Source organism: Thioalkalivibrio sp. AKL17 (assembly GCF_000377885.1).
Lineage (GTDB): Bacteria > Pseudomonadota > Gammaproteobacteria > Ectothiorhodospirales > Ectothiorhodospiraceae > Thioalkalivibrio > Thioalkalivibrio halophilus.
This window is the reverse complement of the sequence record NZ_KB898764.1, coordinates 683,797-695,491: the sequence shown is the minus strand read 5'-3', so window position 1 is coordinate 695,491 and position 11,695 is coordinate 683,797. Positions and strand designations below refer to the sequence as shown.

The following is an 11,695-nucleotide window of genomic DNA, read 5'->3' as shown; positions in this document are numbered from 1 at the left end:
GACTCGCTGCAGCGTGCGCGCGAGCTGTCGGTGCAGGCGGCGAACGATTCTAACTCGGCGTCGGACCGTCAGGCGATCAACGACGAGGTCCAGCAGCTGATGGAGGAAGTGGGCCGGATCGCGAACAACACGGAGTACAACGGTCAGAACATCCTGGACGGCAGTGTGGAGGATCTGTTCTTCCAGGTCGGTGCCAACCAGGGGCAGATGACGGCCGTGAACGGCGTGGATTCGCGCACCACCCAGCTGGGGATGCAGGAAGCTGTGGGGGACACCCTGGACGCCGATACTCTCGCGGATCTCGATTTCTCCGATCAGGAAAACATCGTGATCGACGTTGGAGGCGAAGATAATGCGGTAACGGTGGAACTGGGTGATGACGTCGACACCCTTGATGACGTGGTTCGCGAGATCAACAGTGAGATTGCGGATGTGGCCGCCGGCGACGGCGATGCGGCGGAAGCGGTATCCGATGCCAACCTGGAGGCCTCGGTGCGTGTGGATAACGATGGAAACCAGGGGATTGCTATCACTGGCGCCTTTGATTCCGATTTTTCCGTAGATCAGGATGGTGGCAACCTTTTTGATGGTGCAGATTCGGAGGAGGTAAATCTGACCGATATCGATGTGACCACACGGGACTCCGCGACCGAGGCGATCGGTGCGCTGGACGGCGCGTTGGATCAGGTGAACTCTCTGCGTTCGGAGCTGGGCGCGGTGCAGACGCGTTTCGAGAGCACGATTTCGAACCTGGAGATCGGATCGGAGAACCTTTCGGATGCACGTTCGCGGATCATGGATGCGGACTTTGCGGCGGAGACGGCGGAGCTGACGCGCGCCGAGGTGCTGCAGCAGGCGGGGACTTCGGTGCTGTCGCAGGCCAATGCGGTGCCGCAGAACGTGCTGGGTCTGCTGCAGTAAGAAGGAGGTTTCCTCCGGGCCCGTGCCGCGGGCCATCCGAGGGCCCGCCCCGAGTGATCGGGGCGGGCCTTTTTTGTGTGTGTGGGATCTTGAGGTCGGTGGTTTCGACGGGCGCTGGTTTCGCGCGCGAGCGCGCTCCCACAGGGGCCGGGGCCGGGGCCGGCAGGAAATTGCCGCCGGGGTCGGCCAGAATTTGTGGAGAAGGCGTTGCAGCGCGACATGGCGCGTCGGAGCGGGGCGGAAAAAAATTGCCGGTGGGGCTAAAGGTGCTTGCCGCTCGGCCGTTACCGAAGTCAGGAGCGGATTACTGTCCGCGCGGTTGGCCCCCGTAACGGGGCTGTTGGCCCCGCCTCGGGGCCGCATGGAACGAGGAGAAAGAGCCATGTCTCAGGTCATCAACACGAACGTGATGTCACTGAATGCCCAGCGTAATCTGAACAACTCCCAGAGCGCGCTGGCCCAGAGTCTGGAGCGCCTGTCGTCCGGTCTCCGGATCAACAGCGCGAAGGACGACGCCGCCGGGCTCGCGATCTCGGAGCGCTTTACGTCGCAGATCAACGGCCTCAATCAGGCGGTACGCAACTCGAACGACGGGATCTCTCTGGCCCAGACGGCCGAGGGTGCGCTGGATACGGTGAGCGACTCGCTGCAGCGGGCGCGCGAGCTGGCCGTGCAGGCGGCGAACGATTCGAACTCGGCATCGGACCGCCAGGCGATCAACGACGAGGTCCAGCAGCTGATGGAAGAAGTCGGCCGGATCGCGAATAACACGGAGTACAACGGGCAGAAGATCCTGGACGGCAGCGTGGAGGATCTGTTCTTCCAGGTCGGTGCCAACCAGGGCCAGATGACCAACGTGAGCGGCGTGGATGCTCGGACCACCCAGCTGGGAGCGACCGAGGTGATCGGCGCAGGCGGGCTGGATTCGGACCAGCTCAGTGATCTGGAGGGTTTTGACGGTACGATCACCATCAGCGTGGACGGGACCGATACCGACATTACAGTGGGCATTGGTGGAGACGACGTCCAGACCATGGATGACGTGGTTCGTGCAATCAATGAGGAGATTGCTGCCCAGGCCATCGATGATGAGGTGATCTCGGAGGCCAGCCTGGAGGCCGCGCTGCGGGTGAACAACGAAGGCGAGACTTCGATTTCGATTACCGGGGCCTTTGACGCCGGGTTTGATGTGGATGGGGGCACGGCCGAGATCGAGGGCGCCGCTGACGTAACGCTTTTCGGCGATGGAGCAGGTGACGGGGACGAAGCCGTGCAGGTCAATCTGACCGAGATCGACGTGACGACCCGTGATACCGCCACTCAGGCCATCGGTGCCCTGGACGGGGCGCTGGATCAGGTGAACTCGCTGCGTTCGGAGCTGGGTGCGGTGCAGACCCGGTTCGAGAGCACCATCTCCAACCTGGAGATCGGGGCGGAGAACCTGTCGGATGCGCGGTCGCGGATCATGGACGCGGATTTTGCCGCCGAGACGGCGGAACTGACCCGGGCGCAGGTCCTGCAGCAGGCCGGCATCTCGGTGCTGTCGCAGGCCAATGCGGTGCCGCAGAATGTCCTCGGGCTGCTGCAGTAAACTCTCCTTGACCGCAAGGGCCGCTCCGGGGGATGGCTCTGGGGCGGCCCATGGAGGCTTGTTCAATGAGTGACATGATCAACAACAATCCGCCCGGGGCGTTGCCTCCGGCCCTTCCGTCGCGTTCCGGCGACGCCGGGATAGGGGGGGCGGCCACCGGTACGGGCCCTCGAGGCGACAGTGTGTCGGACGAGCGGAAAACCGGTGCCGTCGTGGCCGGGGAGAACCCCGGCGTGCGGCAGGAAGGCTCCGGTTCGGCGGACCGCGAGCGGGCGGAACCGGTGGAGGCCTCCGACCTGGAGCCGGTGGTGGAATCCATCAATGCGTATCTGCAGAACAGCAAGCGCTCGCTGGAATTCAGTGTCGACGATTCCTCCGGCCGTACCGTGATTACGGTGATGGACGGTGACCGCGACGAGATTATCCGCCAGATCCCGCCGGAGCAGATGCTGGCCCTGGCGGAGCATTTCGAGAACGAGCGGGATCTTGGCGGCACGGGATTTGTCGACAAGGCATGAGCGGTTCGGGCCGGACGGCATTGTTCTTGCTATGTTGAAAACGTTATTGCGCTGGCCCGGTCCTTGTAGGAGCGCGCTTGCGCGCGAATGTGGATGTGGGGGCTCATGGCGCCATTTTCGCGGCTAAAGCCGCTCCTACGGTGACTCTTCAGCCTTGAGGGTGACCCGCGGGGAGCAGGCCGGGGTCCTTAATGATTCATCCGCTCAAGTTTTCGGCAGAAGGGCCGTTAACCTGATCAGAAACGACGGGACACCCGCGAAGCGGGCAGGAAGGTAACGATCATGGCCATTAGTTCTCTCGGTGTCGGTTCCGGGCTGGATCTCAATCAGATCGTGGGCGATCTGGTCAACGCGCAGCGTGCGCCGCGCGAGGAACGCCTGAACGAGCGCGAGGAACGCATCGAGGCCGAGATCTCGGCCTATGGCTCGCTCAGTAGCAGCATGGACGGCATCGGTTCGGCGCTATCGAATCTGGCGGATTTCGAGCCCGAGCAGTCGGCCTCGCTGAGTAACGAGGATGTGGCCTCGGTGGTGATCACCGGGGATGCGCCCAACGGCGACTTCAACATGGATGTGCAGCAGCTGGCCGAGGCGCAGACCGTGGCCTCGGATTCCGGTCTGTTCGATTCCACGGACGAGGAGGTCGGTGCCGGCACCTTCAGCATCTCGGTGGGTGATGGCGAGGCGGTCTCGCTCGACGTGGAGGAGGGCGACACCCTCAACGATCTGCGCAATGCCATCAACGACGCCGATGCCGGGGTGCGTGCCTCCATCGTCAACGACGGGAACGGTCCGCGGCTGACCATGACGTCCGAGAGCACGGGCGAGCAAAACACGATCAACGTCGAAGTGGACGGCGACGCGGACCTGGACCGGCTCGCGAATCTCGGGGATCCCGAGACCGTCACCGTTGAAGCACAGGACGCCCTGGTGACAATCGACGGCATGGAGATCACCAGCGCCTCCAACACCCTGGAGGACACCATCGAGGGCATGGCCATCGACCTCGAGGGGGTCGGGCAGACCTCGGTTTCGGTGAGCGAGGACCAGGACGAACTGCGGAACGGTCTGGAGTCCTTCGTCGAGGCCTACAACACGATGGTCTCCGAGACCAACGAGCTCACCGCCTATGATGCCGAAGAAGATGAGGCCGCGGTACTCACTGGTGACAGTACGGTTCGCTCGGCGCGCAGCCGCATGAGCAATGCGCTGACGGAGCGTTCCCAGGTCGAGGGCATCAACAACCAGACACTCGCCGAACTCGGGATCACGACTCAGCGTGACGGCACGCTGTCTTTTGACACCCAGCGTTTTGACGAAGTGATGGATCGCGAAGGGTTCGAGGACGTGTCCGCCATGGTGCGCGATATCGCCGGCGGCATGGAAGAGACCCTGCAGGGTATTACCGGGCCGGAAGGCCTGATTCAGACCCGTCAGGACGGGCTGCAGAACGAACAGGATCGCGTGGACCGTCAGCGCGAGCGGCTGGATGACCGTATTGAACGGCTGGAAGACCGGCTGGTCCGCCAGTTCTCCAGCATGGATACCTCCGTCGCCCAGATGCAGCAGACGGGTGACTTCCTGCAGCAGAGGCTCGGTGGCGGTGGCGGCATGGGCGGTGGCATGATTTAACGACCCTCTCGGGGGGAGAGCAACGGAGGCGAGCATGTACGGCATGAACATGAGAAAGAACGTGGATTCCTACCGCCAGGCGGGCATGCTGTCGGAGGTGCAGGTCGCGGATCCGCACCGCCTGGTGCAGATGCTGTTCGAGGGTGCGCTGGAACGCATCGCGGTGGCCAAGGGTGCGATGAAGGCTGGCAATATCGCTTACAAGGGTGAACGTATCGGCAAGGCGATCGACATCATCGATTCCCTGCGCTCGATGCTGGATGACAAGCACAATCCGGAACTGGCCGAGCGCCTGGCCGCGCTGTATTCCTACATGATGCGCCGCCTGACCGAGGCCAACCTGCACAACGATCCGGAGCGTCTGGACGAGGTGTCGAAGCTCCTGCGCGAGGTGAAGGCGGGCTGGGACGAGATCCCGCCCGAATACCGCAACGCTGCCTCCAACCGGGCGAGCTAGGCCGGCGGCATGGCCGATTCGTCCTCTTCGGCGACCTCACTCGAGGAGGACCTGGAGGTCGTTCTCCAGCGCCTGCGCACCGCGGTGCACGAGGAGGCCTGGGAAGACCTCCCGGAACTGGACCTCCAGGCCCGCGGGCTGATCGAGGAAGCCTTCGGTTCCGATCCGCGTCTGGCGGATACCTCCGGGGCGCGGTCGCGCGCCGCGCTGGAGGCCCTGTCCGAGTTCTACCGTGAGACGGTCCCCGAACTGGAGCAGCTCCGCCGCGCGACCCTGGACGAGATCAAGGGTCTCAAGGCCGGACGCAAGGGCGTGAACGCCTACCAGGCGGCCCGGCGCACCGGTTAGTTGTTGCGGGATGCCGGCGCGGTTGCCGGATCCTGCGCGCGCCGGACGCCGTAAACGTTTTCCAGTGAGGAGAGGCGGTCGAACAGGCCGCTCAGCTCGCTCAGGTCGGAGACCTCCGCCTCAAGTTCCATGCGCACGCTGCGGTCTTCCGGATCGGTCTGCGTGTTGACCCGCAGCAGGTTGATCCCGCTCTGCGAGAATACCCCGCCGACCTCGGCGAACAGCCCGGGGCGGTCCTGCGCCTCCAGCTCCAGCGACACGATCTCGGTCTCGGGTTCGTCGCCCCAGCTGACCGGGATCAGGCGTGCGCGCTTGTCCTCCGGCAGATGGAGGATGTTGGGGCAGTCGTCGCGGTGCACGGAGACCCCGGCGCCGCGGGTGATGAAGCCGATGATCGGGTCCCCGGGCTGCGGGTCGCAGCACTGCGCGCGGGTGGTGAGCAGACCGCCGACCCCGCGGATGCGGATGTCCTCGGCGTTGTGATCCGCGGCGTCGCCATCGCGGCGGCCCTCGCGGCGACGGGGGCTCGGCGCGGCGGGCGCCTCCTCGCGGGTCTTGTCGCGTTCGCGGCGCTCGCGGATCATCTGCGCCAGGCGTCCGGCGATCTGTCCCGTGGTGATGTCGCCGGCGCCCAGCGCGATCATCAGCTCGTCGAACCCGGGGTATTTCATCTGCCGCGCGAGTTCGTCGCGGTCGAGATCGGGGATGCGTTCGTGCAGTCCGAGGCGCTGGCATTCGCGGTCGAACAGCTGCTTGCCGGTGGCGAGGTGCTCGTCCTGATGCTGCTGGCGGAACCAGGTGCGCACCTTGGCCCGCGCCCGCGAGGTGTTGAGATAGCCGAGGTTGGGGTTGAGCCAGTCGCGGCTGGGGCCGCCCTCGCGGGCAGTGAGGACCTCCACCCGCTCGCCGGAGCGCAGGCGGTGGGTCAGCGGGACGATGCGACCGTCCACCTTGGCGCCACGGCAGCGATGCCCGACCTCGGTGTGCACGGCGTAGGCGAAATCCAGCGGCGTGGCTCCCTGGGCGAGATCCAGCACGTCGCCCTGCGGGGTCAGTACGAATACGCGCTGGTGCAGCGGCTCGCTCTGGATCTCGTCGAGCAGGTTCTGGTCGGAGCCGTCGGTTTCCAGCAGCTGGCGCAGCGATGTGATGGCCTGGTTGAGGGCGCGGTCCTCGCGCCCGCCTTCCTTGTAGCGCCAGTGGGCGGCGACCCCGAGTTCGGCGAATTCGTCCATCTCGCGGGTGCGGATCTGCACTTCCACGAACTTGCCCTCCGGCCCCACCACCGCGGTGTGCAGCGACTGGTAGCCGTTGTCCTTGGGGTTGGCGATGTAATCGTCGAACTCGCCGGGCAGGTGGCGCCAGTGGTTGTGCACCACGCCCAGCACGGTGTAGCAGGTCGCCAGTCGGTCGACGATCACGCGCGTGGCGCGCAGGTCGTACAGCTCGGACAGCGAGGTGTTCTTGCGCTGCATCTTCTTCCAGATGCTGTAGATGTGCTTGGGCCGGCCGAACACCCGGGCCTCGATCCCGGCATCGGCCAGATGCTTTTCCAGCATCCGGGTGAAGCGCGCGACGTACTCTTCGCGTTCGGTGCGGTTCTCCTCCAGCCCGCGCGCGATATCGCGGTAGGTCTCGGGTTCGAGGATGCGCAGCGAGAGGTCTTCCATCTCCCATTTGAGCTGGCCGACACCCAGCCGGTTGGCCAGCGGGGCGATCACGTCCAGGGTTTCCTGCGCCAGCGCGCGGGCGCCCGTGTCGGGTTCCTTCACCACCAGCCGCAGGTGCTGTACGCGGAATCCCAGCTTGATCAGCACTGCGCGCACGTCGTCGACCATGGCCATCAGCATGCGGCGCAGGCGCTCGGCCTGTTCGGGTCGGCCGGCCGGGGTCTCGAAGCGTCGGCGGACCAGTGCGGAGACGTTCTCGGTGAGCTGCGCGACGCGTTCGCCGTAGTCGCGGCGCAGGGCCTTCGCGTCGGCGTGCCCGGCGAGGAAGACCGGGACCAGCAGGGTGGCGATCAGGGTCTGACGGTCGACGTTGAGGTGGCGGAGGATCTCGGCGACGTCCAGCGCATGCGCCTCCAGACCGGCGGCGTCCACCGACTCCAGCGCGCGGTCCAGTGCGGAGGCCAGGGCGCCATCCGGGGCGTCGCCGCCGGCCAGGCGGCGCAAAAGCTGGTCGCGATCCAGTCCGCGGAGTTCGGTGTTGGTCAACAGGGAATGGCGCATCGCGAGGACCGTTTCAGGCGCGGATGGGGTTTTGCGGCGTGTCGGTGGCTATGGGCAGTACGGATCGTATTGTACGCGAGTTGCGCCCGTTGACGGGGATGTTCAGGATCGTGGGCATGGCCAATGTGATCCGGTTCCTGATCCTGCTCGCGACGGGTTACGCCGTGCTGGTGGCGACCGTCTATCTGACCCAGGACCGCCTGATTTACATGCCCTCGCGTGACGTGACCTCCACGCCCGCGGATGCCGGGCTGGACTTCGAGGAGGTGTGGCTGGAGCCGGAGGCGGACGTGCGCCTGCACGGCTGGTATCTGCCGGGGCCGGAGGAGGATGCCCCGGTGCTGCTGTTCTTCCATGGCAATGCGGGCAACATCGGTCATCGCCTGCATTCGCTGCAGCGGTTCCACGAGGTCGGGCTCGCGGTGCTGATCATCGATTATCGCGGCTACGGCCGTTCGTCGGGCCGGCCGGATGCCCCGGGTCTGCATGCCGACGCCGAGGCCGCCTGGGACCATCTGCGCGAGGAACGCGGCTACGCGACGGAGGACATCGTGGTGTTCGGCCGCTCGCTGGGGGCGGCGGTAGCGGCGCGCCTGGCGGCGGAGCGCGAACCCGGTGCGTTGGTCCTGGAGTCCGCGTTCACTTCGGCGGCGGATCTGGGGGCGGAGATCTACCCGTTCCTGCCGGTACGCTGGCTGATCCGCCATCCGTATCCGGTCCTCGAACATGTCCGGCGCCTGGAAGCCCCGCTGCTGCTGGTGCATGCGCGCGAGGACGATATCGTCCCCTTCGAGCATGCGCGCCGCCTGCAGGCGGCGGCCCCGGGCACCCCGCCGATCCTGGGCCTGTGCGGCGGCCACAACGACGGCTTCCTGCGCTCGGGGGTGCTGTACACCCGCGGGCTGCAGGATTTCCTCGCCGCGGCGGGGCTGCATTCCGGGGATTAGACCGTGCCGGGGGCGGTGGTCTCCCGCGTCTCGACCTGGACCTCGCCGTGCAGGGTGCGGTGTACCGGACAGCGATCGGCGATCTGCAGCATGCGTTCGCGCTGTTTCGCATCCAGGTCGCCCTCGATGGTGATCTCGCGGGTGATGCGGTCGACCGGGCCGTTCTCGCCCTTGAGCTTCTCGTGCTGCAGATGCACCCGGACGCGTTCCAGCGGCAGCTGCTTGTGCGCGGCGTACATGCGCAGGGTCATGCTGGTGCAGGCCCCCAGTGATGCCAGCAGCAGATCAAAGGGGTTGGGGCCGGTGCCATCGCCGCCGACGTCCGGCGGTTCGTCGGCCAGGAAGTGATGCGGGCCGATGCGTACGTCCTGCTGGTACTGGCCGTCGCCGGTTTCTTCGACCGTCACTTCGGTCCCGTCGCCGGGCGCGTCCGCGTCCGCCGAATCGCCTCGTTCTTCGCCGATATAGCGCGCGCCCCAGGCCGCCACCAGTCCGGCCACGTATTCGGCGTCGGCCGGGTTCAGCAGGGTATGGTCGGCATCATCCAGTGACACGAAGCTCTTGGGGTGGCTCGCGGTCTCGAAGATGCGCCGCGCCGCGTCCACCGACACCACCGTGTCGCCCGGAGCGTGCAGGATCATCAGCGGTCGGTCGAGGTCGCGGATGCGTTCGGCCTGGGTCTGGCTGCGCAGGTCTTCGATGAACTCCCGCCGGATGCGGAACGGTCGCCCGGCCAGGTTCACCGTGGCCTCGCCCTCGGTTTCGATGGTCTCCAGCGCCTCGCCGAAATGATCCAGCACGCTGTCGGCCTCGAACGGGGCGGCGATGGTGGCGACTGCGCGACATTCGGGGATGCGCCCGGCGACGCCCAGCACCGCGGCGCCGCCCAGGCTGTGCCCGACCAGCAGGGCGGGGGCGGCCTCTCGCCCGCGCAGGTAGTCGGCCGCGGCCAGCAGGTCCTCAAGGTTGGAGGAGAAGCCGCTGTTGGCAAAGTCGCCCTCGCTGTCGCCCAGGCCGGTGAAGTCGAAACGCAGCGTCGCGATCCCGGCCTCCGCCAGCCCGCGGGCGATGCGGTTGGCGGCTCGGTTGTCCTTGCCGCAGGTGAAACAGTGGGCGAACAGGGCCCAGGCCCGTACGGGCCCGGTGGGGCGGTCGATCCGCCCGGCCAGCATCTGGCCCTGGTGGCCCGGAAATTCGACGCGTTCTCGGCGCATGCAGCGGACTCCTGTATTCGTGCCGGGATCCGCCCGGATGTCGGCCGGATCCCGGAAAACAAAAAACCCGCCGGAAGACGCTCCCGGCGGGTGACCTGGCCCGCTCCGGGACACGGAGCGGGCAGCGGGGCAGGCCGGTTCTACGCCTTGCCGGCTGCTTCGGCCTCGGCGATCCGGATCAGCTTCAGCTCGTGGAACAGCCCCATCAACAGGCTGACCGACATGACGAGCAGCACGATCATGAACGGCAGACCCGTGCTGACGGCTCCGGCCTGCAGGGCCTCCAGTGCGGCCGCTCCGCCGACTGCCAGCAGTACGGCAGCGATTACGCCCTCGATGGTGGCCCAGAACAGGCGCTGCGACTGCGGGGCGTCGGTCTTGCCGCCGGAGGTGATGCTGTCGATCACCAGCGAACCGGAGTCCGACGAGGTGATGAAGAACACCAGCACCAGCACCACGGCCAGGAACGAGGTGATCGCGGCCAGCGGCAGGTTCTGCAGCATCTGGAACAGCGCCAGCGAGGAATCGGTGATGCCCTCGTCGGCCAGGGCGCCGATGCCGTCGCGCACCTGATCGATGCCGGTGCCGCCGAACACGCTCATCCACACCACCGTGACCAGCGTGGGCACGATCAGCACGGCGGTGACGAACTGGCGCACCGTACGCCCGCGCGAGACGCGTGCGATGAACATGCCGACGAACGGCGACCAGGAGATCCACCACGCCCAGAAGAAGATCGTCCAGCTGTGGTAGAAGGTCTCGTCCTCGCGCCCGACCGGGTTGCTCAGCGGGATGATGTACTGGACATAGGCCGAGAGCGTGGTACCGGTGTTGGCGAGGAAGGCGATGAATCCGCCGAAGATCATCACGAACAGCATCAGCACGGCCGCGACGATCAGGTTGAGGTTGCTGAGCAGCTTCACCCCGCCGTCGATGCCGCGCATCACGGAGAGCAGGGCAATAATGGTGACGCCGATAATCACGGCCAGCTGGGTCTGCAGCCCGCCGTCGATGCCGTCGAACAGGAAGTCCAGCCCGGCGGCCGCCTGCTGTGCACCCAGACCCAGCGAGGTGGCGAGACCGAACAGGGTGGCCAGCACTGCCAGGGTGTCGATCACGTGACCGAACGGGCCCCAGACGCGCTCGCCCAGGATCGGGTAGAACGCCGAACGGATAGTCAGCGGCAGCCCCTTGTTGTAGGCGAAGAAGGCCAGCGCCAGGCCGACGATGGCGTAGACCGCCCAGGGGTGCAGGCCCCAGTGATACATGGTGGCGCCCAGCGCGGCTTGCTTGGAGGCCTCGGTGCCGCCTTCGATCCCCAGCGGGGTACCGAACCACTCGGTGAAGTAGCCCACCGGTTCGGCCACGGCCCAGAACATCAGGCCGATGCCCATGCCGGCGGCGAACAGCATGGAGAACCACGAGAGCAGCCCGAAGTCGGGTTTGGCGTCCTGGCCGCCGATACGGATGCGCCCGATCGGCAGGAGGATCAGAGCGAGGGCGAAGAGGACAAACAGGTTGCCGGCCGAGAGGAACAGCCAGTCGAAGGTTTCCTGAATCCACGTCTGGGTAGCACCCAGACTGTCATTGGCCTGGTCGGGAAACAGCAGGGCCCCGATCACGAACAGCAGGATCAGGCCGGCGCTGACCACGAAGACCGGGTTGTGCAGGTCCAGTCCGAGGGGGTTGATGTTCTGCTCACCGATCTCGTGGTCGGTGTCGTAGGCCTTTTCCAGCTCTTCTTTTTGCTTTTGCAGGTCGTCGTTGTCGCTCACCCCGATACCTCCGTTGTTTTGGTGATCACCGGATGATTGCACGCCGTGGGTGGAGCCCTCA

The 11,695-nt window shown here is 66.1% G+C and carries 10 protein-coding genes; 7 read left to right on the top strand and 3 right to left on the bottom strand.

Annotated elements, in window-relative coordinates; translation table 11 throughout:
* From D577_RS0103215 to D577_RS0103190, 6 genes are all read left to right on the top strand, one after another.
* A partial coding sequence (locus D577_RS0103215) for a flagellin (RefSeq protein WP_018946141.1) occupies positions 1-921 on the top strand: 921 nt, incomplete at its 5' end.
* Positions 922-1,303: 382 nt separating this feature from the next.
* The gene (locus tag D577_RS0103210; protein WP_018946140.1) at positions 1,304-2,512 is read left to right on the top strand and encodes a flagellin; all 1,209 of its coding nucleotides are present in this window, start codon (positions 1,304-1,306) and stop codon (positions 2,510-2,512) included.
* Between the two features lie 65 nt (positions 2,513-2,577).
* Complete coding sequence (locus tag D577_RS14420; RefSeq protein ID WP_244263424.1) at positions 2,578-3,030, top strand: flagellar protein FlaG; 453 nt, start codon at positions 2,578-2,580, stop codon at positions 3,028-3,030.
* Between the two features lie 282 nt (positions 3,031-3,312).
* Positions 3,313-4,662, top strand: a complete 1,350-nt coding sequence (fliD, locus tag D577_RS0103200; RefSeq protein ID WP_018946138.1) for a flagellar filament capping protein FliD — start codon at positions 3,313-3,315, stop codon at positions 4,660-4,662.
* 34 nt (positions 4,663-4,696) lie between these two features.
* A complete protein-coding gene (gene fliS, locus D577_RS0103195; protein ID WP_018946137.1) occupies positions 4,697-5,119 on the top strand; it encodes a flagellar export chaperone FliS in 423 nt (140 codons plus the stop codon).
* Between the two features lie 9 nt (positions 5,120-5,128).
* A complete protein-coding gene (locus D577_RS0103190; protein ID WP_018946136.1) occupies positions 5,129-5,467 on the top strand; it encodes a flagellar protein FliT in 339 nt (112 codons plus the stop codon).
* On the opposite strand, the gene D577_RS0103185 is transcribed toward D577_RS0103190, so the two are convergent.
* On the bottom strand, positions 5,464-7,698 hold the full coding sequence (locus tag D577_RS0103185) for a bifunctional (p)ppGpp synthetase/guanosine-3',5'-bis(diphosphate) 3'-pyrophosphohydrolase (RefSeq protein WP_018946135.1): 2,235 nt from the start codon (positions 7,696-7,698) through the stop codon (positions 5,464-5,466). The genes D577_RS0103190 and D577_RS0103185 overlap by 4 nt on opposite strands.
* Positions 7,699-7,814: 116 nt before the next feature.
* Here D577_RS0103185 and D577_RS0103180 point away from each other — a divergent pair, with 116 nt between their 5' ends.
* Entirely contained in the window at positions 7,815-8,645 is an 831-nt protein-coding gene (locus D577_RS0103180; protein WP_026288882.1) for an alpha/beta hydrolase, read from the top strand.
* On the opposite strand, the gene D577_RS0103175 is transcribed toward D577_RS0103180, so the two are convergent.
* Complete coding sequence (locus tag D577_RS0103175; RefSeq protein WP_018946133.1) at positions 8,642-9,859, bottom strand: bifunctional alpha/beta hydrolase/OsmC family protein; 1,218 nt, start codon at positions 9,857-9,859, stop codon at positions 8,642-8,644. The genes D577_RS0103180 and D577_RS0103175 overlap by 4 nt on opposite strands.
* A gap of 140 nt (positions 9,860-9,999) precedes the next feature.
* Positions 10,000-11,634 (bottom strand): BCCT family transporter, encoded by a 1,635-nt coding sequence (locus D577_RS0103170; RefSeq protein ID WP_018946132.1) that lies wholly within the window; start codon positions 11,632-11,634, stop codon positions 10,000-10,002.
* Between the last annotated feature and the right edge of the window lie 61 nt (positions 11,635-11,695).

Coding starts and splice junctions, on each gene's coding strand:
- fliD (WP_018946138.1), top strand. CDS start 3,313: ATGGCCATTAGTTCTCTCGGTGTCGGTTCCGGGCTGGATCTCAATCAG.
- D577_RS0103175 (WP_018946133.1), bottom strand. CDS start 9,859: ATGCGCCGAGAACGCGTCGAATTTCCGGGCCACCAGGGCCAGATGCTG.
- D577_RS0103185 (WP_018946135.1), bottom strand. CDS start 7,698: ATGCGCCATTCCCTGTTGACCAACACCGAACTCCGCGGACTGGATCGC.
- D577_RS0103190 (WP_018946136.1), top strand. CDS start 5,129: ATGGCCGATTCGTCCTCTTCGGCGACCTCACTCGAGGAGGACCTGGAG.
- D577_RS14420 (WP_244263424.1), top strand. CDS start 2,578: ATGAGTGACATGATCAACAACAATCCGCCCGGGGCGTTGCCTCCGGCC.
- D577_RS0103210 (WP_018946140.1), top strand. CDS start 1,304: ATGTCTCAGGTCATCAACACGAACGTGATGTCACTGAATGCCCAGCGT.
- fliS (WP_018946137.1), top strand. CDS start 4,697: ATGTACGGCATGAACATGAGAAAGAACGTGGATTCCTACCGCCAGGCG.
- D577_RS0103180 (WP_026288882.1), top strand. CDS start 7,815: ATGGCCAATGTGATCCGGTTCCTGATCCTGCTCGCGACGGGTTACGCC.